Annotated in this window: 19 protein-coding genes; 16 read left to right on the top strand and 3 right to left on the bottom strand. The window is 44.8% G+C overall.

Features of this window, described 5'->3' with window-relative positions; translation table 11 throughout:
* The first annotated feature begins 27 nt into the window (after positions 1-27).
* From BLQ60_RS05800 to BLQ60_RS05775, 6 genes are all read left to right on the top strand, one after another.
* Positions 28-1,158, top strand: coding sequence for an ABC transporter permease (locus BLQ60_RS05800; RefSeq protein ID WP_092617281.1), 1,131 nt, complete (start codon positions 28-30; stop codon positions 1,156-1,158).
* The gene (locus BLQ60_RS05795; RefSeq protein ID WP_092617278.1) at positions 1,155-2,243 is read left to right on the top strand and encodes an ABC transporter permease; all 1,089 of its coding nucleotides are present in this window, start codon (positions 1,155-1,157) and stop codon (positions 2,241-2,243) included. The genes BLQ60_RS05800 and BLQ60_RS05795 overlap by 4 nt, the downstream gene beginning before the upstream one ends.
* Before the next feature lie 173 nt (positions 2,244-2,416).
* The gene (locus tag BLQ60_RS05790) at positions 2,417-5,260 is read left to right on the top strand and encodes a response regulator (RefSeq protein WP_092617275.1); all 2,844 of its coding nucleotides are present in this window, start codon (positions 2,417-2,419) and stop codon (positions 5,258-5,260) included.
* A gap of 143 nt (positions 5,261-5,403) precedes the next feature.
* Positions 5,404-6,198, top strand: a complete 795-nt coding sequence (locus BLQ60_RS05785; protein WP_092617272.1) for a crotonase/enoyl-CoA hydratase family protein — start codon at positions 5,404-5,406, stop codon at positions 6,196-6,198.
* Between the two features lie 36 nt (positions 6,199-6,234).
* Positions 6,235-7,110, top strand: coding sequence for an NAD(P)-dependent oxidoreductase (locus tag BLQ60_RS05780; protein ID WP_092617269.1), 876 nt, complete (start codon positions 6,235-6,237; stop codon positions 7,108-7,110).
* 28 nt (positions 7,111-7,138) lie between these two features.
* Positions 7,139-7,915, top strand: a complete 777-nt coding sequence (locus BLQ60_RS05775) for a hydroxypyruvate isomerase family protein (protein ID WP_092617267.1) — start codon at positions 7,139-7,141, stop codon at positions 7,913-7,915.
* Positions 7,916-8,106: 191 nt separating this feature from the next.
* Here the strand turns inward: BLQ60_RS05775 and purL are convergent, their stop codons facing one another.
* Together purL and BLQ60_RS05765 are read right to left on the bottom strand one after the other, a co-directional pair.
* The gene (gene purL / locus BLQ60_RS05770) at positions 8,107-11,940 is read right to left on the bottom strand and encodes a phosphoribosylformylglycinamidine synthase (protein ID WP_092617264.1); all 3,834 of its coding nucleotides are present in this window, start codon (positions 11,938-11,940) and stop codon (positions 8,107-8,109) included.
* Positions 11,941-12,134: 194 nt separating this feature from the next.
* A complete protein-coding gene (locus BLQ60_RS05765) occupies positions 12,135-12,923 on the bottom strand; it encodes an IclR family transcriptional regulator (protein ID WP_092617261.1) in 789 nt (262 codons plus the stop codon).
* 294 nt (positions 12,924-13,217) lie between these two features.
* Between BLQ60_RS05765 and BLQ60_RS05760 the strand changes: the two genes are divergently transcribed.
* The 9 genes from BLQ60_RS05760 to tatC all read left to right on the top strand — a co-directional run bounded on the left by BLQ60_RS05760 (position 13,218) and on the right by tatC (position 21,766).
* Complete coding sequence (locus BLQ60_RS05760; protein ID WP_092617258.1) at positions 13,218-15,365, top strand: FUSC family protein; 2,148 nt, start codon at positions 13,218-13,220, stop codon at positions 15,363-15,365.
* On the top strand, positions 15,362-15,568 hold the full coding sequence (locus BLQ60_RS05755) for a DUF1656 domain-containing protein (RefSeq protein WP_092617255.1): 207 nt from the start codon (positions 15,362-15,364) through the stop codon (positions 15,566-15,568). The genes BLQ60_RS05760 and BLQ60_RS05755 overlap by 4 nt, the downstream gene beginning before the upstream one ends.
* Before the next feature lie 68 nt (positions 15,569-15,636).
* Entirely contained in the window at positions 15,637-16,677 is a 1,041-nt protein-coding gene (locus BLQ60_RS05750) for an HlyD family secretion protein (RefSeq protein WP_092617253.1), read from the top strand.
* A 281-nt stretch (positions 16,678-16,958) separates the two neighbouring features.
* Positions 16,959-18,284: a deoxyguanosinetriphosphate triphosphohydrolase gene (locus tag BLQ60_RS05745; RefSeq protein ID WP_092617450.1), complete on the top strand. Its 1,326-nt coding sequence runs from the start codon at positions 16,959-16,961 to the stop codon at positions 18,282-18,284.
* A gap of 98 nt (positions 18,285-18,382) precedes the next feature.
* Entirely contained in the window at positions 18,383-18,988 is a 606-nt protein-coding gene (gene ruvA, locus BLQ60_RS05740) for a Holliday junction branch migration protein RuvA (RefSeq protein WP_092617250.1), read from the top strand.
* Between the two features lie 57 nt (positions 18,989-19,045).
* Entirely contained in the window at positions 19,046-20,053 is a 1,008-nt protein-coding gene (gene ruvB, locus BLQ60_RS05735; protein WP_092617247.1) for a Holliday junction branch migration DNA helicase RuvB, read from the top strand.
* A 133-nt stretch (positions 20,054-20,186) separates the two neighbouring features.
* On the top strand, positions 20,187-20,402 hold the full coding sequence (tatA, locus tag BLQ60_RS05730; protein ID WP_092617244.1) for a Sec-independent protein translocase subunit TatA: 216 nt from the start codon (positions 20,187-20,189) through the stop codon (positions 20,400-20,402).
* 46 nt (positions 20,403-20,448) lie between these two features.
* The gene (gene tatB / locus BLQ60_RS05725) at positions 20,449-20,928 is read left to right on the top strand and encodes a Sec-independent protein translocase protein TatB (protein WP_092617241.1); all 480 of its coding nucleotides are present in this window, start codon (positions 20,449-20,451) and stop codon (positions 20,926-20,928) included.
* 58 nt (positions 20,929-20,986) lie between these two features.
* Positions 20,987-21,766 carry a twin-arginine translocase subunit TatC gene (gene tatC, locus BLQ60_RS05720; RefSeq protein ID WP_092617238.1) on the top strand — a complete coding sequence of 260 codons (780 nt, stop codon included), beginning with the start codon at positions 20,987-20,989 and terminating at the stop codon, positions 21,764-21,766.
* A gap of 11 nt (positions 21,767-21,777) precedes the next feature.
* Here the strand turns inward: tatC and BLQ60_RS05715 are convergent, their stop codons facing one another.
* Complete coding sequence (locus BLQ60_RS05715) at positions 21,778-22,455, bottom strand: hypothetical protein (RefSeq protein ID WP_092617235.1); 678 nt, start codon at positions 22,453-22,455, stop codon at positions 21,778-21,780.
* A 193-nt stretch (positions 22,456-22,648) separates the two neighbouring features.
* Here BLQ60_RS05715 and BLQ60_RS05710 point away from each other — a divergent pair, with 193 nt between their 5' ends.
* Complete coding sequence (locus tag BLQ60_RS05710) at positions 22,649-24,844, top strand: PhoX family protein (protein WP_092617232.1); 2,196 nt, start codon at positions 22,649-22,651, stop codon at positions 24,842-24,844.
* Positions 24,845-24,847 lie beyond the last annotated feature (3 nt).

Raw genomic sequence — 24,847 nt, 5'->3', positions numbered from 1 at the left:
TAGCGCATGGCGATAGGTAAAACATCAATGTGGACTGCACTCAAGCGTGAACTAAACTATTTGATCACTCATCCGTGGGATCTGTGTTTGGTGACGCTGGTGCCTGCTTTTTTGATCATAGTATTTAGTGCCATGTTCTTAGACGGTAAGCCTGAACACCTACCCATCGCCGTCATCGATCAAGATCATTCTGAACTGAGTCGAACCATTGAGAAGCATTTGGCGCTCAATCACACCATTCACATCGAACACGGTATTGAACGGATTGACCAAGCCGAAGATTTGATTAATCGCACTGAAATTTGGGGATATGTGCATATTCCCGAAGGTGCGGAGCGCAATCTGGTGCAAGCGCAAGACCCACAGATTAGCATTGCGTATAATCTATCGTTTTTTAGTATTGGCAATACGTTGTCCACTGCCGTATCGCTTGCGACAGTGCAAGGCATCGCCGACTACATGGGCAATGCGTACTTAGAAAATAGTTTGCCTTATGTCGAAGCGCCCACACCAAATGTCAAAATATCGCCCTTATTTAACCCGACGCTAAGCTATGAATTGTATCTTGAACCGTCTTTGATTCCTGCAATTATGCATCTGTTGCTGTGCTGTTGTGTGGCGTTTAGCGTCGGGCAAGAACTTAAATATCGGACTGTAAAGAGTTGGCTCGGCGGACACAATATTTTCGCCATTTTATTTGCCAAGACCATGCCCTATATCCTGATTTTTTCACTATGGACTTGGGTGTGGATGTTTTGGCTAACGGAGATTCGTGGCTGGTCGATTGCAGGCTCATTGTGGTTTTTATTGCTTGGACAATTTTTATTTTATGCCGCATATGCTCTGCTTGCCGTCTGCTTAGTTTTAGGCAGCAAAGATTTACTCAAAACTTTTGGCTTGATTGCGGTATATGGTGGGTCTTCGCTGAGCTTCGCAGGCGTGACTTTACCACTAAATAATGCGCCGACTTTTACTCAATTTTGGTCGTACATCATCCCCTATACACCATATGCTAGATTACAAACGGAACAATGGGTGGTTGGTAGTCCGATTGCCACCTCACTACAACCCTTTGGATTGTTAGTGCTCCATTTTTCAGTATTCTTTATTTTTGCCCTGTTGCTGATCAAAAAAACCCAAAATGAGGTCAGCGCATGAAATCTTTTTTTTATTATTATCTGCAAACTTTTAAAAATATTGCCAAAAATCAATCGGTGCTGACCACCATGATTTTATCGGTGATTTTTTACAGCTTTTTCTATCCAACTGCATATAAAGGACAACATGCCGAATCTTTACCATTGGTGATCGTCGATGAAGAACAAAGCCAGCTCAGCAATCAAATCATCACGCAAATTCAAAAAAGTCCCAATGTCGAAATCCGTGCCGTCACTGCAAATTTTTTAGAAGCACAGCAACTGGTTCAGGAACAAAAGGCCGATGGCATTTTGCTGTTGCCGAATCATCTCACCAAAAGTATTCGACATGGTGAAAATGGTGGCATTGGTATTTATCTGAGCGCTGCATATTTCCTCAAAACCAAGCAAATCGGTGTGGCAATTGCAGAATCGGTGGAATCGACGCTGGCTGAATATGCCGATAAATATGCCAATATCAGCGCCTTTGAGCCGAGTATTCCGATTCATCAGATTCCCTTATTCAACACCTTATCGGGTTATGGCAGTTATATTTTTCCTGCGGTGGCACCTGTCATCATTCATCAGACCATTTTTTTGGGTTTATGTATGCTCATCGCAGGCTATCGAGAGTCGAATTGGCGACCCGAGCCGAGTGAGTTTTGGGCGATTTTTGCTGTGGCGCTCACCATTGGGAGCTTGGGCTGTTATTACCTATTTGGCTTTACTTTTTGGCTGTATGACTATCCGCGTGGCGGGAATTTTTTTGCAATGCTGATCGCTGTGCCGATCTTTGTGGCGTGTGTGGCTGCAATGGGCATGTTTTTATCCACTTTTCTCGATATCGCTGAACGTGCGGGGCATGTCATTGTGGTAAGTTCTGTGCCTTTGTTTATTTTGTCTGGAATCGCTTGGCCTCACTCCTCCATGCCGATGTGGATTTCATCTATCGCCACCGCACTGCCCTCTACACATGGTGTTATGCTCTTCGTCAAACTCAATCAAATGGGCGCAACGTTGTCTCAGGTGGCTGAGCATGTGTGGTTTTTAGCGGTCATGACGATGATATTTTTAGGTTTGGCATATTATCGTTTGCGCAAAATCTAAACGCTGCATTTAGGCTAAGCCAAAGTATTATGACAAAGTGGCTATGCCCCAGTCGCTCTATGCTCTAGCGGTTAGACATCAGCGATACATTGCAAGTGTGTTAACTTAATCGCAGTTCAGAGAAAGCATGCTAATATCTGTGCATAATTATCCTTTGTTTATGACAATTTGCAATGCAGCAACGATCCGAAAGTTTTTGGCACCGATTTAAGATCAGCAATGCCTACGGGCAATTAATTGCACTGATCTTTTTACCGATTATGATCCTCGCTTTGGCGGGCGCTTATATCGTCTTGCAAGAAACTTCTCGCTCCATGCAGTCTCAACAAATCACCGCTGCGTCTGCCGTGCTCACTCGTTATCAAAAAACCGCATCGATCCTACTTAAACTCGACCATACCAGCATCGCCAAACATGCCGAAGCACAGCATATTTTGCAATATATGCTGAATGAACCTGATGTGATCCGAGCAGCCTTGGTGAATGTACATGGTATGGCGCAAATCAGCGTTGGACATCGCAATCATCGGGCGTGGCCAGCATTTCCTGTAGATAGCGATTTTTTTGGGCCAATCCAGTTCGATGATAATCACATCTATGGCATGCGTATCGGTTACAGCGCACAAGGTCCTGTATGGCTGATGATCGAAATGGATAATCAACCGCTCACTTTGGCGAAGTATCGGGTTTGGTTGGTGTTGGTGGCAACTGGATTATTCACCTTATTATTGCTTTTATTGTGCTTAAACTTCTACGCACGGCGCTGGATCGCACCGATGTACGAGATTCGCTTGCAGTTGCAACGCATGAATGCCGACAGCCTCGGCAAAAGTTTTCAGACCAACTCGACGGGTGAATTGGCACTACTGCAAAAAGACATTGCGACTTTGCTACGCCGTTTGAACTTTAGTTTTTTAGAGCTGAAAGAGCATACCGAACAAACCGAAGATGATTTGCGCAAGACGCTTGACACCTTAGAAGTACAAAACATCACTTATAAAAAGGCCCGTGACCAAGCGATTTCCGCCAACCAATCCAAATCGGTATTCCTTGCTAATATCAGTCATGAACTACGCACACCGCTGAACAGTATCGATGGTTTTATTCATCTGATGCTGCGCCGTGGACAGCTCAATGATGAAAATCAGCTCTATGTACAAACCATTCGCAAATCATCAGCGCATCTTTTGGCGCTCATCAACGATGTCCTTGATTTTTCAAAAATTGATGCGGGCAAACTCGAACTGGAAGTCGCAAATTTTAATTTAGAAGAAGCCATTTTTGATGTGATGGATATGCTTTCTCCGCTGGCTTCTGAAAAGCAAATCGACATGGCGATTTATTATGATCATGATCTGCCCTTCCAAGTCTGCGGTGATATTTTACGTTTTAAACAAGTGCTGACCAATCTGGTGTCGAATGCGATTAAATTCACCCCTGAAGGCGATATTATTGTGCGCACTCGGCTGGAGCATCAGGACGCCAATCGCATCACCATGCACTGCACCGTTCAAGACAGCGGTATTGGTCTAAGTGGTACCGATCGTAAGAAATTATTTGCCTCATTTAGCCAAGGGGACACCTCAGTTACTCGCCAGTTTGGTGGGACGGGGCTTGGGCTTGCCATCTCAAAACAATTGGTGCAACTGATGCACGGTCAGATTGGTTTTGAAGACAATCAAGAGCGCAACCCGACAGAAAAAGGCGCCACCTTTTGGTTTAATGTGCAATTTGAACTACCTGATGAACAGCCACAGCTTGAAAGCGTGATGTCGCAGTTTAATGTGCTGAGTTATATTGCGCATCCTGCCACGGCAAATATTTTCAAACAGTATTTGGAAGACTACGATGCAGCGCATCATGAATGTAGCTCGATTTTGGACTTATTCAGTCGTTTAAAACAGTTTAATGGCTTGGGCGAAAAAGCATGGGTGATTGTCGATCACTCCAGTGATTTAGATGCATTATTACAAGAAATTCGCACCCGTTATCAAGGCAATCTGGCGATTTATGGCTATCAAATGTTGCTCGATCCACAAATCTTGCAGACGCATCAAGCCCTTGCACTCAATCAACCTCTAAGTCGTCAAAATTTACTGAAGTTGTTCTTTAATCAAACACAAACCACTAGCGCCCCAGTGTTCAATGGTCAAGGTTTACATGTGCTTGCGGTCGACGATCATTTGCCGAATTTGGTGGTTTTAGAAGCCTTGCTCAATGAGCTAAATGTCGAAGTCACCACTGCACTCAATGGACAAAATGCACTGAATCGCATCCAAGAACGTCTCGATAAAAATCAACCGCTGTTTGATCTGGTGTTTATGGATATTCAGATGCCCGTGATGTCAGGGCCTGAAACCACTCAAGCAATCCGTGGTATGGAACATCACGCCACGCAAACCCATCAATTGCCGATTATTGCACTGACCGCACACGCCATGTCAGATGAGAAAGAACACCTGATGCAAGCAGGCTTTAATGACTACGTCACCAAGCCGATTCAGCTCGAGCAACTCATGCAAATCTTGAGTACATGGACTAAAGCAGATCAACTGCAAACGATCGACAGTCATGTCAATGCGCCGTCTTTGGCAACCCCAGAGATGAGTATTCAGTCGACGCATTACAACCATATCGCAAGCGATCATACAAACGATGTGATTTTGGACTGGAATCTCAGTCTACAATTGGCAGCCAACAAAGCCGATCTTGCCCAAGATTTGTTGCGTATGTTGATCGATAGCTTTGATGATGAGCAAAGTGATATGGAGCAACTGATCGAGCTGGAGGACTTCCCACAGCTTGAACAAAATCTGCATCGTATCTATGGGGCGACGCGCTATGTCGGCACACCACAATTACAACAGCTGACTGGTGAATTTGAGCAGTTCGTGTCGATCTTACGCAAAGAACAGCGCCCTGCAGATGATGATTTTATCGAACAGGTCTTACAGCGGTACAATGCCCTACTCGAAGCAATGTCGCATGTACGCATTGCGGCGCAAGAATATCTTTAGTGGAGTCATGGCTCTCCCTTAAACTCAACGGGAATCCTGCATGTCAACATGGATCGTGAACTTGGCGTCAAATTCTTTGCCCAAGGGGAATTTTTCACATGCTATGATTTGCGCAAATGACAACACAAATTGAGGAATATTTCATGGCGCTCATCACAGTAGACATCAGCCCGCAAGGCATTGCCATCGTCAAACTAAATCGCCCAGAAAAGCGCAATGCCATGACCTTCGCTCTACTTCAAGCCTTAGTCGATACCGCAAAATCACTGAAAAAGAATAAAAAAGTCCGCTGTATTATTTTAACGGGTGAAGCCGATGTGTTTAGCGCAGGGATTGACCTCAGCGATTTAAATAATCCCAAAAATCGGTTATTCGCTGCGTGGGAGCTGATCAAACCAGGACAAAGCCTGTTCCAAAAAGCCTTTCTGATCTGGCAAAGCCTACCTGTGCCCGTGATCAGTGCGATTCAAGGCTATTGCTTTGGCGCAGGAATGCAACTGGCGTTAGCATCGGATATTCGTATCGCACATCCAGACACGCAAATGTCGATCATGGAAAGTCGTTGGGGTTTGGTGCCTGATATGGGCTTGACCCGATCACTTAAAGGCTTGATCGGCTTAGACCTCGCAAAAGAACTCACCCTAACCGCACGAATTTTTGATGCGCAATATGCCAAAGAGATTGGCTTGGTCACGCACCTCGATGACAATCCAATGTTTAAAGCGCAAACTCTCGCTGCTGAGCTGATTCAACGCTCACCTGATGCCCTGCTGGCAGCGAAACGGGTGCTTGATGCCATGGAACATCAGCCGAAAAAAGCATTACGTTTAGAAAAAATGTGGCAATTTCGCCTAATTGTCGGGAAAAATAGTAAATTGGCACGTAAAAAGGATAAACATCCCGAAACCAACTTTGCACCTCGCCAATTTAATGGTTAATCTTGGCTGATCGCCATTTATAGTTAGGTTCAAACCATGCCACAGTTTTCTACAGAGACCGCAATCGCCTTCTTCGGTATGGGACTGATGGGCACTCGCATGAGCAAACGTTTGCTCGATGCAGGCTTTAACGTGGCGGTTTGGAATCGTACCGCAATTGCTTGTGATGAGGTGATTCAGTATGGCGCAAGTGCTTTAAGTCTTGAAAAAATCTCAGACTATCCTGTGATCATGCTGTGCCTTGCAGATGACCATGCGGTACACGCCGTGGTTGATCAACTGATGCCATATCTTGACGCTGGTCAAATCATCATTGATTTTTCCAGTCTGTCAGTGGCGAAAACCTATGAACTCGCCAAACAAGTCACCAGCAAAAATGCCACATGGGTTGATTCCCCTGTATCAGGCGGTACAGCTGGCGCAGAACAAGGCAGTTTGGTGATCTTTTCAGGTGGCGACGCCACATTGATCGAAGCACTGGCGCCTGTCTATGCACCCTTATCTGCACGTGTGACCTGTATGGGTGCTGTCGGTACAGGTCAAGCCACTAAGATTTGCAATCAACTGATTGTTGCTGCCAATAGCACACTCATCGCCGAAGCTGTCGCACTTGCGCAAAAAGCAGGTGTTGATGCCACGTTGCTGGCGCCTGCGCTGGCAGGCGGATTTGCGGATTCCAAACCTTTTCAAATCCTCGCCCCTCGAATGGCAAATCAAAACTTTGAACCTGTACAGTGGAAAGTACAAACCCTGAGTAAAGACTTAAATAATGCCACAACTTTAGCAAAAGATTTAGGTGTGAAAATTCCTGTGGCAAAACATGCACTCGAGCAATTACAACAACATCAACAAAATGGCTATGCACAGCACGACCTTTCGAGCATAATATTAAATATTCAGATTCTAAAATGAATTGCAACAGAGATTTAGGAGACTTTCGATGCTTAATCTTGCGGTCAACCTTTCCTTAATCTTTCACGAAATGCCATTAATTGAGCGCTTTGCCCTCGCCAAAGCACAAGGCTTTCGTGCCGTAGAAATCCAATTCCCCTATGAGCTCAGCATTGATCAGATTCAAGCACAATTGGATCAGCATGAGCTCGACCTGATTTTGATCAATGTACCTGCGGGTGATTTAATGCAAGGTGGTGATGGACTCGCCTGTATACCTGGGCGTGAGTATGAGTTTGAAAAAGCTGTGCAACTTGCGGTCGAATATGCCACAGCACTCAATGTCCCGACTGTGAATATTCTGGCAGGGAAACAACCAGTTGATGCGGATTTATTACCTTGTCTACAAACCCTTGCCAGCAATCTCAAACTGGCGTGTGATCAGTTGCAAAGTGCCGATATTAGCCCTGTGATCGAGATGATCAACGGCACCGATATGCCACGTTTCCTCGTGCAAAATATTGCACAAGCTCAAGAAATGCTGGAGGCGGTACAACACCCTGCGCTTCGTCTGCAATATGACTGCTACCATCTGGCGATGATGGGCGAAGACATCATGAGCACCTTACAAGAAAATCTATACATGATCGGACATATCCAGTTTGCCGACTATCCAAATCGTCATGAGCCGTTCACAGGCAATATTAACTTTGCTGAATTTTTCGATTGGATTCAAAACAGCCCGTATCTCGGCTATTGCGCTGCAGAGTACAAACCAAGTCAAAATTCAAAGGACAGTTTTGATTGGCTCAAAGCCTATATCTAAGCATGATCCGTAAGTGTAGCCCCCCAATCTTAACCATAAAATAAAAAAGACTCGACATTGCTGATGTCGAGTCTTTTTTTATGAGCAAGCTAATCGGATTCAAATGATCAAAGTAGAGGGCTTAAATTTCATATCAAATCCAGCCCAACACGACACTCATCAAAAACCGAAGCATGAACCCAAATGCATTATTAACCTAAGAAACGACGTGCATTTCTAAACATACGAAGCCATGCGCCGTCTTGTTGCCAATCTTCAGGCTTCCAAGAATGTTGTAGCGCACGGAAGTTACGCTCTGGATGTGGCATCATGATCGTGGCACGCCCATCGAGCGAAGTTAGACCTGTGATTGCTTCAGGTGAACCGTTCGGATTGAGTGGATAATGCTGTGTCGGATTGCCTTGACTATCGACATAGCGCATCACCACTTGGCTGTTCGCATTTAGTGTTGCAAGATTTTCTGCATTTGCGACCAAACGCCCTTCGCCATGCGCCACAGCGATCGGTAAGATCGAACCTTGCATACCATCCAAAAGCACAGATGCTGATTTTTCGATACGGACATTGACGCTACGTGCTTCAAAGACTTCCGAGGTATTGCGATGGAAACGTCCCCAATGCTCAGCACCAGGAATCAATGGTGCAAGCTGTGACAACATCTGACAGCCATTACATACACCGAGGCTGAAAGTTTCATCACGGTTAAAGAATTTTTCAAACTGATCACGAAGTTTGGCATTGAACAGTACTGATTTCGCCCAGCCACCGCCTGCACCAAGTACGTCACCATATGAGAAGCCGCCGCACGCCACTAGACCTTCAAAATCATCGAGGTTAATGCGACCCGCAAGCAAATCACTCATGTGAACATCGACGGTATTAAAGCCAACTTTATCAAATGCCGCCGCCATTTCCACATGACCATTGACGCCTTGTTCACGCAAGATCACCATGTTTGGACGGCGTACATTGATCATGGATGCTTCAATCGCTTCATTTAAATCAAAAGTCGGTTTAGCAATCAAACCTTGATGATGTGTATCTGCAATCAAGGCAAATTCTTGATCGGCAGTGTCCACATTGTCACGTAGACGTTGGATTTGATGAGATACTTCTGACCATGCTTGCTGTAGTGCAACACGTTCAAAGCTCAAACCATTTACCGTCAGTTGATCATTATCATTGACTTGACCAAGCAATGAAATGGCATCTTTTAGGCTAGAGTTGGAAATTTCGCTTTGCAAACTTTCCCAATCTGTAGATTTAATTTGTAAAACCGCACCAATTTCTTCTGCGAATAGACTTTCAATCGTTTGTGGCTCAAGTGCAACACCTCGACGAGAGGCGAACATCATTTCAGCAACCGTTGCCAATACACCACCATCACCGATGTCATGATAGGCTTGAATGAGTCCACGATTATTCCAATCTTGAATAAGTGCAAAGAATGCTTTCAGATCGTCAAAGTTATCAACGTCAGGTGCTGTTGTACCGATCGCTTTATAGACTTGCACTAAGATTGAGGCACCAAGACGGAATTGACCTTTAGACAAATCAATACGCACTAATACAGACTCATCGCCTGATTTTAATTCTGGTGTCAATGTTTTACGCACATCAGTCACAGGCGCAAATGCAGTCATCACACCTGCAACAGGTGAAGTGACTGATTTATCCACGCCATCATCTTGCCATGTGGTGCGCATCGACAATGAATCTTTACCTACTGGAATCGCAATACCGAGCGCAGGACAGATTTCCATACCGACGGTTTTCACCGCTTCAAACAAGGCTTGATCTTCACCTTTTTGCCCTGCGGCTGCCATCCAGTTTGCAGACAATTTAATGTCACTGAGTTGCTCAATATTTGCCGAGGCAATATTGGTAATCGCCTCTGCCACCGCAAGGCGTACCGATGCCGCAGGATTGAGCAGTGCCACTGGCGGACGCTCACCCATTGCCATCGCTTCACCTGTGAAGCCTTGCAAACTGGTGGTGGTCACTGCCGCGTCAGCAACAGGCACTTGCCAACGCCCGACCATCTGATCACGAGCCACCATACCTGTGATTGAACGGTCACCGATGGTGATCAAAAATGATTTAGACGCCACAGTTGGATTTTTTAATACACGGAAAATCGCATCGCTGAGATCAATTTTCGACGCATCAAAGTCATTGCCTTGACGAGTGATGCTTTCATAGCTGCGTTGCATGCGTGGTGTACCGCCAAGCATAACTTGCATTGGCATATCCACCGCATGATTTTCAAATAATGGATCTTCAACGGTCAGATGACGTGCTTCAGTTGCTTCACCCAATACCGCAAATGGGCAACGTTCACGCGCACAGATGTCTTCAAACTGTGCCAACGAACTTGGACGAATCGCCAAGACATAACGCTCTTGCGCTTCGTTTGACCAAATTTCCATTGGTGACATAGCAGACTCAAGCGATGGAATCTTACGCAGATTCAGCACTGCACCGAGCTCATGGTCATTGACCAATTCAGGCATGGCATTGGAAATCCCGCCCGCACCGACATCATGTACGGACACGATCGGGTTGGCATCTTCTAAACGCCAGCAGGTATCAATCACTTCTTGGCAACGGCGTTCCATTTCAGGATTTTCACGTTGCACGGAAGCGAAGTCTAGACTCTCGCCCATGGTACCACTGTCTACAGAAGACGCTGCACCACCACCAAGACCGATCAGCATGGCAGGACCGCCAAGGACGATCAGCAAATCACCCTCTTGAATGGCATCTTTTTCCACATGGTCAGGGCGAATGTTGCCATAACCGCCTGCGATCATGATCGGCTTATGGAAACCTTTCACTTCACCATTGATATTTTGTTCAAAGGTACGGAAATAACCATTCAGGTTTGGACGACCAAATTCGTTATTAAATGCTGCACCACCAAGTGGTCCATCAATCATGATTTGTAGCGGTGAAGCCATCCGAGATGGCTTGCCGTAGTTGTCTTCCCACGGTTGTTCAAAGCCTGGAATATTCAAGTTCGATACGGTAAAGCCTGTTAAACCTGCTTTCGGTTTACCACCACGACCTGTTGCGCCCTCGTCACGAATCTCACCACCCGAACCAGTCGCCGCCCCTGCAAACGGAGAAATCGCCGTTGGATGGTTGTGGGTTTCCACCTTCATCAAGATATGTGCGGCTTGGCTCTTGTATTTATAGACATATTGACCATTGTCATCGGCTTTTGGATAAAAGCGCATAGTATCATAGCCAACGATCACTGAAGCATTGTCTTTGTACGCAGACAACACATCAGTTGGCGATTCTTTATAAGTATTTTTAATCATTTGGAACAATGACAATGGTTGCTTCTCACCATCAATGGTCCACTGCGCATTAAAGATTTTATGACGGCAATGCTCTGAGTTTGCCTGTGCAAACATCATCAATTCAATGTCATGCGGATTGCGACCGAGCTTATTGAACGCATCAGTTAAATAATCAATTTCTTCATCAGACAATGCAAAACCAAATTCACGATTGGCTTTGACAAGAGCCTCTTTACCTTGCCCAAGAATATCAATGCTATTTAATGGCTTTGGTGCAGTTTCCACAAATAATGCGTTGGCGTCGTCGATCTGATCAAACACACTTTCGGTCATGCGATCGTGCAATGCCAATTTCAATTCATTTGAAACGCTTGATACACCTTTCAAGGTATACAGTACGCCACGTTCAAGGCGATGCACTGGCGTATTACAATTTTTAAAAATATCGGTGGCTTTCGATGACCACGGCGAAATCGTCCCGACACGTGGTGTCACCAAAACTTGTACTTCATCGCCGTCTGTTTGGCGAAGCACAAAGGTTTGATTGTCATTTAACAGCGCATTTGCCGATTGCAAAGTTTCATCATTTAAGGCTTGATCAAACAAGTAAACCCATTGACTTTCCACACTTTGGACAGTATCAATTGACGAGAGGCGAGAGAGTAATTGAGCTTGCTTAAAAGCAGAATGTGCAGACGCACCGGCCACGATAAACATGTTGATTTTGGCTCCACGGCAAGTCTTTTGAACCTGCGCAATGTGACTAAGATTGTGACAAAGAAATTAGCTGTGACAATACGGCAAAAATGAAGAGTCATATTCTACTTCGAATCGACATTTTCAGCTAGCGACAGTGGACAATTAATTCAGAACTTCTTGCTTGAATTTACCAAAATAAAAAATCAGCAGGTTTATTTATCGGTTTCAGGACTTTGCGCAATCTCATTTTCAATCTGTAAAGCCTGTTGCTCCACCACTTCTGTACTACGTTTGAGCATCTCGACGATTTTTTGCGTATCAATGAATTCAAAACGATTGGTCGACGCCAATACGGTGAGCGCCCACGGTGCTTCTTTTGAAGAATAACGCACAGGGACAGAAATACTGGAAAAATCAGGATGCAACTCACCTTGTGAAATGTAATAGCCTTGCTTTTTGATTTGTCTGAGTTTACTGATAAATTCGGCTTCATTTTCAGCAAAGCCATTCTTCGCCAAATCCTCAGCAAGATATTGATAATATTCGATTTGCTGTTTCTTGGTCAGATTCGCCAAAATAATCTTCGCCGATGAGCCCGCAGACAAGGCACGAGGACAGCCTCGTCCGTAGACCAAGCCTTCATTGCGATATGATTCATGGTGTATATCAATACAACTCTTGCCCTCTAATGCGGTGATTAAACACAACATTTCCGTGCGATTGACCACTTCACGCATCTGCGGAATGCACAGCTGTACCCACGGATCACTTTCTCGAGCGATATAGTCCAGTAGCGCCACTTTTGAACCGAGCACATAGGAACCAACCGTATGATGCGCCTTTTTTAACAGTCCCGATTCGACCAACTCTTTGAGATAACGGTACGCCATCGGTTTGGACACATCCAGCTCAGTGCAAATATCATCGACATCAATCACTGGACGCTGTACAGAAAACACGTCCAAAATCATCAATATGCGGGCAAAACTCGATGTACTCACAGCGCACTCCAACTTAGCTGTAGCGTAATTACTGATGTTTGGCTACAGGATGTGTTAAATATTATTCAATGCGGTTAATTATTCACATTATCAAAATTGACGCAAGATTTAAGCGATAAATTAAAGATTAAATCAATAAATTTATCATATAAAGATATTTTATTGACTTTATAAAAATAAAAGCTCAAAATACACGCAAATTTTATCCTATCAAGATTCAGAATCTATATTTTCTGATGATCTTCCATTTCGCATAGATCATCCGAGGCTTCTGAACCACGCCACGGCACTTTCATGTTATTGATCAAACCATTACTGGCTTTTCGCCCGAGTAAGGTCGACCTGATTTTTGCCTGCAAAACCTTTTTTGCAGGGATGCTCGCCCTTTATATCGCTTTTCGCTTGGATTTACTCTATCCAATGTGGGCGATCGGTACGGTGTTTATCATCGCCAATCCGTATTCAGGCATGGTCTCCTCCAAAGCCTTGTACCGTTTGGCTGGCACTTTTGTCGGTGCAGCTGTGGCGGTGATTTTAACGCCACATTTGATCAATACGCCATTGCTCTTTACTTTGGTTTTGGCGATTTGGACAGGATTTTGTCTGTATATTTCCATGCTAGATCGCACGCCACGTAGCTATGCCTTTATGTTGGCGGGCTATACCTGTGTGATGGTGGCGTGTAATGCGATTTTTAGTATCAATACCTACAGTATTTTTGATCTTGCCTTGGGTCGTGTCTTGGAAATTTCCATTGCGATTATTTGTACTGCAGTGGTCTCGGCAACGATTTTTCCACTACATATTGGCGATGCAATACAGCAGCGGGTGCAAAAGGCACTGAGCGATACCGAACATGCTTTTCGGCAGATTTTTGCGGACAGCAATCTGACGACTGAGGATGGAAAATCGCCACAATCGAATCAAAATGTGGTGCAACTGCTCTCTGCGATTAACCGTGATACCAATGATTTGCACGGTTTGGCAGTGCATCTCAACTATGAAAAAGGTCGCCTCAAAGGCATGACCAAGCCACTACAAGAAATGTTGCATCAATTTTCTTTGCAATTGATTAACATGGTGGCGATCTCTGAACGGGTCAATCAACTGAGACAAATCGACCCACATCTCAGTCCTGAATTACAATCGCTTGCCGATCAATGTATTGCTGAATTAAAGCAACCGATTGAAATTGATCAACTGCGTGCTTTTCAATTTCCGCAACATTTGGAAATGGCGTTTCAACAACTCTCGCAGCGCTATCCGCACGCACGCACCGCACTCGCCAGTTTGCAAATGGATCTGCGCCATTTCATGCAAAATGTCTACAACGTCAAAGTGATTTGGCAATTGATTCAAGCAGGTCAACGCAAGATTCCCGAGTTTATTGCTCCAATGTCTACCCGTTATCCAAGTCTACATCGTGATCATGGTGTGGCGGTGCGTGGTGCGATGGCGGCTTTTGTATCGATACTGATTGGATTTTCGATTTGGATTTATTCTGGTTGGCAGTACGGTTATATGTTGGCGCAAATGGCAGCGGTGGTTGCCTGTATCCTCACGGCGCTGGATGATCCGATCCCGCTATTGAAGATATTTTTACGGGGTACGCTGTATGCGACGATCATTACCTTCATTTATCTGTTTTTTATCCTGCCTGATGTGAAGACATTTTTGCAATTGGCGCTGGTGCTTGCGCCTGTGATTATTTATGCGGTATGTCTGATCCCCCACCCGCCATTGACAGGGATTGGACTGCCGATTGCCATCAATGTAATTATGGCGCTGAATCTGCAAAATCACTACCAAATCTCACCATTGCCGTCGATCGATGCGGCATTGGCAGGTTTGTTTGGTCCAATTATTCCCGTATTGGCGCTGTACTTTATCCGTGCGATGTCGCCCGACATGACTGCTAAACGCCTCATTCATCAGCATTATCAAGAGATGCGTAGTGCAATTCATCTGCGCTTTGGCACCACCTACAAAATTTATTTGCGCCGCATGGTCGATCGCATTGGATTACTCAATACCAAAATGGTCGCGTCAAGCGAACTCAAATATGCCATGCAAGATGTGTTGATTGAAAGTTGCGTGGCGATCGACTTGACCCGTCTGAGTGAGGTTGCAGCGCATCCTGATACCCCTGCACTGATCCAAGCGGACATTCAACAACTGATTCAAGCCTTTGACGATGAATTTTCAGCACAGAGCAAAATGTATTCCCCTAGCCACTATCATTACCAGCGCCTGATCGAAATGCTTGCCAACTTGCAACAGCAAAATCTCCAATGGCAACAACCCGCTTCTGTCACTGCTGGGCAAAAACAACGCCTCGCCATGAGTATTAATAATTTGCAATATGCCCTGACCACGCACCAGCCCGAAACACCGAGCGCAACTCAAGCAAGCCAAGCAACTTTACAAGGCGGTGTGGTATGAGTGAAGTTGATTTTTACGGGGTGTACGTGCCTGTGCTCCTGATTCAGGTGGCTTTGGCCTATATTTTATATTTAATCAGCAGTCGTTGGGTTGATCGTTTAGAACAACGGGGCTGGATTCTTTATCCAAATATTTTTTATCTGTGTTGGTACGTGGTGTGTCTGTTTGTCGTGCATGCGATTTATCAGTTTTTTCTGCATTAGCATGCATTGATTCACACAATATTTTTTCATTTTTTATATGGCAACCGATTTGATTTAGGACAACATTCATGAGCAACAACACTTCTTTTGATCTAAAAAAATGGCTACGTCCGTTGATCTTTTGGCTCGTGGTGTTATTGGCGATCTTTACCGTGATTCACCTCTGGCGCTATTATAACAATGAGCCGTGGACACGTGATGGTCGGGTACGTGCTGATGTGATCAATGTATCCTCTGATGTGGCGGGCTTGGTCACTGATGTCCTCGTCCAAGACAACCAAGTGGTCAAACAAGGACAAGTGCTATTTAAAATCGATACATCACGCCGTGTACTCGATGTCGAAGAAGCACAATCTGATCTTGCCAAAGCCAAATCCAGCCTCGCCCAAGCCAATGCCGCAGTGAGTGTTGCCAAAGCCAATATTAATAAAGCTCAATCCAGCATCAAGCTCGCAGACAAAACGGCCAATCGTTACAGCGATCTGATGCAAGGTGCGATATCAAAGCAAGAACAAGATCAAGTCTATGCAGAACGTGACCAAGCGCATGCCGAATATAGCCAAATGCAAGCCTCACTCGAACAAGCCGTGGCGAGTGTCGAACAGCAAAAAGCCTTGGTTCTGGTTGCAGAAAACAATCTTGACCTCGCCAAACTCAACCTGAATCGTTCTGAAGTGGTTGCGCCTGCGGACGGTACATTATCGAACTTCTCCCTGAAAAAGGGCAATTATGTGCAAACAGGTACCGCCATCGCCGCCTTGATTGACCGCAAACAAATGTATGTGGTGGGCTATTTTGAAGAAACCAAATTGGCAAAAATCAATGTCGGTGATCGTGCCAGCATTCAGCTGATGGGCGATTCCCACAAATATCAAGGTCATGTACAAGGCATCGCCACAGGCATCGAAGATCGTGAACGCAGCACCAGCTCGACCCTACTCGCCAATGTCAACCCGACCTTTACCTGGGTGCGCTTAGCACAGCGTGTTCCTGTGAAAATCATTTTGGACGAAGTGCCTGCCAACAATCTTGCCTTTGTCGCTGGGCGTACTGCCACCGTACATATTTTGGAAAATGAGCAATCCCAGAACAAACAGGTTCAGAAATAGGCATGACTACTCAATCAAAAAACTGCTATTAAAAATAGGTTTACAAACTACTTCACTACATTTTCAATGTTTTTCCTCAAGCTGTTGTCGGTTGCCATGCCGACAGCAGTATTTTTTTGCCACTTATCTGCCGATCAGAATAACTTTTATTGCTCAGTGCGAACCACATTAAAACGACAAATGAAGTCGCCATACTAATGAATTTTCGTGCAAGGCGTGGCATGATGAGCCAAAGATGAGAAAGAACGAAACAAGAGAGCATATCGCCAATGACGAATTATATGAATTGGGTCAACTTACTTGCCGCCTCCCGACTTGGCAGTAAAAAAAGCACATCAGAACAAGCACGTAGCCCTTTTCACAAAGATTATGATCGCATCATATTTTCACAAAGTTTTAGACAGCTGAATCGTAAAACCCAAGTCCATCCACTGACCCAGCACGACGGCATTCACACTCGCCTGACGCATTCGCTCGAAGTGTCTTGTATCGGTCGGTCGCTCGGGATGCTCGCAGCGGAAAAGATCGAAAAACATCTACCATCGTGGGTTAGCCCTGCCGATGTCGGTGCGATCATTCAGGCGGCGTGTTTGGCACATGATATTGGTAATCCACCGTTTGGGCATGCAGGTGAATATGCGATTCGAGATTGGTTTGATCAGACCTATCTCAATAAACCCTATCTTTTCACCTCAGAACAATGGGCGGATTTACGTCAGTTTGAAGGTAATGCGCAAGGTTTAAGAGTCCTGTCACGTCTTGATTATCATCCCAATGATGGCGGTATGCGTCTGACTTATGCCACGCTTGGTGCCTATCTGAAATATCCGTGGCTTAGCAAAATCATTGATGATACCGACCGCACTCCGAACCATCATCGCCCAAAGTTTGGTTGCTATCGCACGGAAAAAGATGTCCTTAAATTGGTCGCTGAACAGCTTGGACTAATTCAACTCGGCGAATATCATTATTGCCGTCACCCGCTGACTTATCTACTCGAAGCTGCCGATGATATTTGCTATGCACTGATTGACTTAGAAGATGGCATTATCCTCAATATGCTGAGCTATGAAGAGGTTGAACCGATTTTTACTGAGCTCGTTGCCGACTACGGTTTACCTGAGGAGCTTGGAAAAAACACCTCTTGGCAACAAAAAATCGCAGCGCTACGTGGTCGTGCTATGAAGCGGTTAGTTGATGAAGTCACCACTGCCTTTGTCAATCATCATGATCAATTGCTCGCAGGTGAATTGCCACATGGTTTGTTGCATTATTGCAGTGCCGACATTGCGCATGGGATTCAAAAAGCCAAAGATTTAGCCCGCACGAAGATTTTTAATCATCGTCATAAAGCCGATTTGGAGCTATTGGCGCATGCTAGTGTGCAACATTTATTGAATGCCTTTATTCCACTGACTGATCCTGAACGTCGAGTGAGTTTTAAAGAACAGCGTTTGATGATTATTCTCAATAGTTTGGGCATTCAGATTGGTGAGGATTATTTCCAAAATGTCATGCAGGTCTTGGATGTGATCAGTAAATTTTCTGATCATCAAGCCTATGCAATTTCGCAAGAGTTGCAGGGAAATAAAGTGGGTTTATTGTAAAGGTATCAACTCCCATGAAATCTATTAAATCCAACATTGCACTATTTTTTCCTTATAATAGTTGCAGCTCAAAACCTTAAATTAAGAAATTTATTATTATGATCGGTTCACTTACTGGCGAAATCCAACACCTCGAAGGTGCTACTGTTATCCTCAATGTCGGCGGTGTCGGCTATGAAGTCGATACACCCCTCTCCACTTTTTGCCAACTCAAACGTGGCGAAACGGTGACGCTTTGGACGCATTTCGTGGTACGTGAAGATGCACAGCAATTGTATGGCTTTAGCGAACTCCAAGATAAAGTCATTTTCCGCACCCTGCTCAAAGTCAACGGCATCGGTGCAAAAATGGCTTTGGGCATTTTATCTAGTCTAAGCGTGGAGATGCTGATTCATTGCATTGAGCATGAAGATGTGAATACTTTGGTCAAAGTGCCAGGAATCGGTAAAAAAACCGCAGAGCGTCTAATCATTGAACTTCGTGATCGCCTGAAAGCATTGGGTACGAGTAGCACAGGTTCAGGATCAACCAGTCTAGAGCGCATTCAGTTTATTCCTGACTCGCCTGTGGCAGAAGCTGAATCAGCCTTAGTCAGCTTAGGTTATAAACCTGCGGAAGCACAAAAAGCCATTGCCGCTGTGAAATCTGAACATAACGATAGTGCAGGGCTGATTCGTGCAGCACTCAAATCCATGATGAAATAAATTTCACTAAAATGCGTTACCCTTTACTATGCTTAAAAGCCAAAATCTGAGTACCTCATGCAAGACCGTTTAATCAGTGGACTAGAAAAACCAGAAGATCAATTTGATCGTGCCATTCGCCCGACTTCGCTTGTCGATTATGTCGGTCAGCCTGTGGTGCGTGAACAAATGGAAATCTTCATTGGCGCAGCACGTGGTCGTGGCGAAGCATTGGATCACACCCTGATTTTTGGTCCTCCAGGACTCGGGAAAACCACGTTGGCGAATATTATCGCTCGGGAAATGGGTGGCAATCTCAAATCCACTTCAGGGCCTGTACTGGAACGTGCAGGCGACTTGGCGGCGATGCTGACTAATCTTGAAGAGGGCGATGTGCTCTTCATTGATGAAATTCACCGCCTTTCGCCTGTGATTGAGGAAATTCTCTATCCTGCGATGGAGGATTATCAGCTTGACATCATGATCGGTGAAGGCCCTGCGGCACGTTCGATTAAACTAGATTTACCGCCGTTTACCTTGGTCGCTGCAACCACACGTGCTGGTTTGCTGACTTCGCCACTACGTGATCGCTTCGGTATTGTGCAACGCCTTGAGTTTTATTCTGTTGAGGATTTGACCAGTATCGTGCTTCGTTCGGCTCGGCTGATGGATTTACCAATTACCCAAGACGGTGCGCATGAGGTCGCACGTCGCTCTCGTGGTACACCACGTATTGCCAATCGCTTGTTACGCCGTGTACGTGACTATGCTGAGGTGAAAGGCACAGGCGAAGTCACCCAAGAGATGGCGCATAAAGCACTCGATATGCTCAATGTCGATAAAGATGGCTTGGATACTTTAGATCGTCGTTATTTGTCTATGCTCTTAGAGCGTTTTGATGGTGGCCCTGCAGGGGTGGAAGCCTTAGCGGCAGCGATGGCGGAAGATAGTGGCACATTGGAAGATGTGATTGAGCCTTATCTGATTCAGCAAGGTTATGTGATGCGTACTGCTCGTGGACGGATTGCCACCAATCAGGCCTATTTACAATTTGGCATGACACCACCTGAACCCAAAGAAAAATAACTCGACTTTTTTTCAACAAGAATCAATTTCCCAAAAAGATCATTGTCTTAAAACTGCAACATTCCTGTCATATTGATGTCATCGCCGACTGTTTTCATAGTGTTCAATTTGAAGAATTCTATGGAGCAGTCGCATGGCAGGCTTATCAATTTGGCATGTTTTGATTTTCGCAATCGTGGTCATTTTATTATTCGGTACATCAAAACTGAAAAACATCGGCAAAGACGTTGGTGGTGCGGTCAAGGATTTTAAAAAATCAGTCCGTGACGACGAAGAACAAAAACTTCTCGAGCATGAAGCGACTGCACAAGAGATTCGCACTGAATCTAAAGCGCAACAAAACGGTTAAGCATTTTTAATCGACATCATGCCGATGCGAATCAAGTAGAAACGTCATGTTTAATTTGGGAATTTCCGAGCTATTGTTGTTTGCGGTGGTGGCATTGATCGTGCTGGGCCCTGATAAACTGCCTGAGGCTGCACGCTTTGCAGGGCGTTGGTATGGCAAGCTGAAACGTATGGTCAATAGCGTACAAAACGATATTGATCGTGAGTTACGCATGTCCGAGCTCAAAGCACAAATGCAACAAGAACTACAACGCATCAAAGATTTAGAAGCCAAGATGCAAGCACAATATGAGCAAGCTAAACATCAGAAACTGATGCCATTCAAATCGCCTGTCGTGGGTAATGGTGAACTGATCAATGCGGAAATTGTTGAGCTGTCTCAAAGTGTTGAGAAACCAATTGATTCGAAAACTATTGCTGAGTTTCCATTTCAATATTGTGATGACTATGTGCTGAACATTCCATTTCAAAGCCAATTTCTTCGGCTTGGGAAATGTCACCGCATTGAATATCGACATGCTGTCTAACGATTCAACCTAGCCATACCACGACCACGCCAATCATCATCAAAATGTAGTATTCGATATGACACAGTCCAATGCCAATACCTCACAAATCGGTTTAGATGCACAGACCGAGTCTTTAGACAGTATGCCGATCACCAAGCATCTGATGATCTTGCGTGGACATCTCATCAAGATGGTGATTGCGATTTTGGTGTTGTTTTTTGCGTTATTGCCGTTTGCCAATGATACTTATCAACTGCTGTCTGAACCGTTACGTGCCCAACTTCCTTCGACCTCATCAATGATTGCCACTGATGTGACCGCGACATTCATGGCACCGTTTAAGCTGAATTTCTTTTTGGCATTTATGATTGCCATGCCTTATGTGCTGTATCAAATTTGGTCGTTTTTCAAACCTGCGCTGTATCAACGGGAAAAAAAACTTGCCCTGCCCTTGTTGATTGCCAGTATCAGTTTGTTTTATATCGGGATTGCTTTTGCCTACTTGATTACTTTGCCTGCAATTTTAGGTTTTTTTATCCACGTATCACCTGAAACCGTAGCACCGATGACTGACATCAATAGTTATCTGAGTTTTTGTTTAAAACTCTTTGTGGTGTTTGGGCTGACTTTTGAAATTCCTGTAGCAACTTTGCTATTGATCATGATTGGTGTGGTGAGCACGCAAGATTTGATTGAAAAACGTCGCTTTATCATTGTCGGTTGTTTCTTTGTGGCGATGTTTGCCACACCACCTGATGCGATTTCGATGTTGATGCTGGCGATTCCAATGTGGTTGCTCTTTGAGTTAGGATTGTTGTTTGGGAAATTGATTGAGAAACGTAAAATTCCTGATTAATTGAAGCTGATTCATGGGGACTCCTCCCACTCATCAATGAACGCTTTCATTTGCATCATGACTTTAGGCAGAGCCTCTTTATCAGTAATAAAGTTACTACTAATAAGACTTTCTATATAGATATCTTTATCATCATAATCTAAATATAAATTACAAACTTGATTTGGTAATAACTGAGGATTCTCTCGATCTATATGACACCTAATGTAAAATGAACCAATACCTTGATACGATCCAACCCATTTAAAAAAATCAGGATCTTTTATACTTAAACAGCTCAAACTTGCCCATTCACAATCTTTATGAACAATATTTATAATCGGACTTTCAAGTATATTATTTCCTGACTTTTTTGCATCAATATAATGTTCACTTTTTATATACCATTGCATTGATATCACTTGATGATTAAATCGTCCAAACCGTTGTTGTGCATCCGTTTCGGTTAAACCTGATAGTGATGGAAAATAGAAGTAAGCAATCATACTTCCATTTTTATCGAAAGTCAGAGGGCTCTGAACTGGTAAACTAGGATTATCAATATACTTTTTCGGGACAAGGAACTCTCTATCAGCAATCAATACTTGGATATGCTGTTCTGGCTCAAAAACTTCCACATATTTTCCAGTACAGCCTGCCAACCAACCCAAAAATGCAATATGAATTAAAATCAAATATTTGAATTTCATTATTTTTTATCCGATGGCACATATATTAAAAACGATTCAAGCAAACCACGTATTGTCTTTCAGCTCCCTTGTAAATTAGCAGTTCATTCATCACTTTGTAAAGAAAACTTCACCGCACTGACATATTCCCTGCGTAGCCTTACGGAAAACATTTGTTCCATTCACATCAACACGCACTTGCCAGGGAATTCTCATGACCGAGCGTACACCATACTTTGAAGATCAAGAGTTAGATAACAACAACTCAGACAATACACATTTTCGTGACATCTTAGAACATCACATTTCACGCCGTAGCCTGATTAAAAAAACTGCGTCCGCAACCGTTGCACTAACATTGGCATCAAGCCTTGCCGCATGTAGCGATGATGACGACAATTCTTCTGACGATCCATCAAATGGCGACTCAGACAGCGATGATACAAGCAATACATTGCCAGAAAGCCTAACCTTTAGCGCAGTCGAAAAAAACCTCAATGACTGGGTGACAGTACCAGAGGGCTATACCGCAACCATTCTCTATGCACTCGGTGATCCATTGGCGGAAAATGTCAGTGCATGGGATGACAATAATGTGCCAAGTGGTACCAGCTTCAATCAGCGCTCTGGCGACTGCCACGATGGCATGACTTTCTTTGGTTTAGACTCGGATAGTGGCTTATATGATGCCAATATTTCCGAGCAAGGTTTGTTGGTGATGAACCACGAATATATCAACCAAACCTTTTTGCATGCGCAAGGTGCAACAGAAGATGCAGATGGTCACCGCCCAGAAGATGAGGTGCTGCGTGAAATGAATGCGCACGGCGTCTCGATCATTGAACTGGAAAAAGACAATGACAGCCAAGCTGTAAGTATCAATAAAGGCTCGGTATTTAATCGTCGTATCACTGCATCAACAGAAATGGATTTTGCTGGCCCTGTGAAATACTCGGCATTAGTACGCACCGCTTATTCTAGCGATGGCACCAAAACTCGTGGTACACATAACAACTGTGGTAATGGTTATACGCCTTGGGGCACCTATCTCACCACAGAAGAAAACTATATCGGCTACTTTGTCCGTAATAGCGATGATGATGCCAACCGTACTGCGGCGGAAGTTATCGCATTTAACCGCTATGGTCTAAAACAAGGCGCAAGCTCACGCTATGGCTGGGAATCAGCGATTTCGAGCACCAATGAACAAGATCTATTCGACCGTTGGAATTCATCTGTGACTGCAAATGATGCCAGCTTAGATTTCCGCAACAGTGCCAATACCTTTGGTTGGATTGTGGAAATTGATCCATTTGATCGCTCACAAAATCCTGTAAAACGTACTGCGCTTGGTCGTTTTGCGCATGAAGACTGCCGTGCCAGCCGTGCCATTGAAGGTCAGCCATTGGCGTTCTACATGGGCGATGACTCACGTGGCGAATACATTTACAAATTTGTCTCTGATGCGAAGTGGAGCAATAGCGACATCAATGCAGGTTATACCGCTGGCGACAAATATATGAATAACGGCACTTTATATGTTGCCAAATTCAATGATGATGGTACAGGCGAATGGATTGCTTTAGTTTATGGTCAAAATGGCTTAACAGCATCCAACAGCGTCTATCCATTTAGCTCACAAGCGGATGTGGTGACTTTTGCTCGTCTGGCTGCCGATGCCGTTGGCGCAACCAAGATGGATCGTCCAGAATGGTGTGCGGTCAATCCAAACAATGGCGAAGTCTATGTGACCCTCACCAACAACTCCAATCGTGGCACCAGCTACGACACGGATGCTGCCAATCCACGTAATTATGCTGATGGCGGTGACCTCGCAGGTAATATTAATGGTCACGTGATTCGCTTCCGTGAGACAGGCGATATGACCACCGCAACCTCTTTCGCTTGGGACATTTACCTGTTCGGTGCAGAAGCTGCGATGGCTGCCAACATCAACTTGTCAGGCTTGACAGACGCCAACGACCTCTCTAGCCCAGATGGTATGTGGTTCGATACCCGTGGCGTACTGTGGCTACAAACAGATGATGGCGCATATACCGATGTGACCAACTGTATGATGCTAGCTGCCCTACCTGGTCAAGTTGGCGATGGTACAACCGCAACCACTTCAAATGGTCAAAGCACCATCGTTGGCGCACAAGTCACTGATGAAAATCTACGCCGCTTCCTGACAGGTCCGAAAGAATGTGAAATCACAGGTGTCACGACGACACCTGACCACAAGGCAATCTTTATCAATGTACAACATCCAGGTGAACGCTCTGCAAGCTATGATGCACCGACTAGCCACTGGCCTGCAACCCAGACTGATCGTGAAAACTCAACCGCTCGCCCTCGCTCGGCAACTGTGGTAATTACACGTGATGATGGTGGTGTCATCGCAGGTTAACGC

This window comes from Acinetobacter marinus (assembly GCF_900096915.1).
Lineage (GTDB): Bacteria > Pseudomonadota > Gammaproteobacteria > Pseudomonadales > Moraxellaceae > Acinetobacter > Acinetobacter marinus.
Note: the sequence above shows the minus strand (reverse complement) of the source record. Positions and strands in the feature narration are given on the sequence as shown.

Coding starts and splice junctions, on each gene's coding strand:
- BLQ60_RS05800 (WP_092617281.1), top strand. CDS start 28: ATGTGGACTGCACTCAAGCGTGAACTAAACTATTTGATCACTCATCCG.
- BLQ60_RS05795 (WP_092617278.1), top strand. CDS start 1,155: ATGAAATCTTTTTTTTATTATTATCTGCAAACTTTTAAAAATATTGCC.
- BLQ60_RS05790 (WP_092617275.1), top strand. CDS start 2,417: ATGCAGCAACGATCCGAAAGTTTTTGGCACCGATTTAAGATCAGCAAT.
- BLQ60_RS05785 (WP_092617272.1), top strand. CDS start 5,404: ATGGCGCTCATCACAGTAGACATCAGCCCGCAAGGCATTGCCATCGTC.
- BLQ60_RS05780 (WP_092617269.1), top strand. CDS start 6,235: ATGCCACAGTTTTCTACAGAGACCGCAATCGCCTTCTTCGGTATGGGA.
- BLQ60_RS05775 (WP_092617267.1), top strand. CDS start 7,139: ATGCTTAATCTTGCGGTCAACCTTTCCTTAATCTTTCACGAAATGCCA.
- purL (WP_092617264.1), bottom strand. CDS start 11,940: ATGTTTATCGTGGCCGGTGCGTCTGCACATTCTGCTTTTAAGCAAGCT.
- BLQ60_RS05760 (WP_092617258.1), top strand. CDS start 13,218: ATGTTATTGATCAAACCATTACTGGCTTTTCGCCCGAGTAAGGTCGAC.
- BLQ60_RS05755 (WP_092617255.1), top strand. CDS start 15,362: ATGAGTGAAGTTGATTTTTACGGGGTGTACGTGCCTGTGCTCCTGATT.
- BLQ60_RS05750 (WP_092617253.1), top strand. CDS start 15,637: ATGAGCAACAACACTTCTTTTGATCTAAAAAAATGGCTACGTCCGTTG.
- BLQ60_RS05745 (WP_092617450.1), top strand. CDS start 16,959: ATGAATTGGGTCAACTTACTTGCCGCCTCCCGACTTGGCAGTAAAAAA.
- ruvA (WP_092617250.1), top strand. CDS start 18,383: ATGATCGGTTCACTTACTGGCGAAATCCAACACCTCGAAGGTGCTACT.
- ruvB (WP_092617247.1), top strand. CDS start 19,046: ATGCAAGACCGTTTAATCAGTGGACTAGAAAAACCAGAAGATCAATTT.
- tatA (WP_092617244.1), top strand. CDS start 20,187: ATGGCAGGCTTATCAATTTGGCATGTTTTGATTTTCGCAATCGTGGTC.
- tatB (WP_092617241.1), top strand. CDS start 20,449: ATGTTTAATTTGGGAATTTCCGAGCTATTGTTGTTTGCGGTGGTGGCA.
- tatC (WP_092617238.1), top strand. CDS start 20,987: ATGACACAGTCCAATGCCAATACCTCACAAATCGGTTTAGATGCACAG.
- BLQ60_RS05715 (WP_092617235.1), bottom strand. CDS start 22,455: ATGAAATTCAAATATTTGATTTTAATTCATATTGCATTTTTGGGTTGG.
- BLQ60_RS05710 (WP_092617232.1), top strand. CDS start 22,649: ATGACCGAGCGTACACCATACTTTGAAGATCAAGAGTTAGATAACAAC.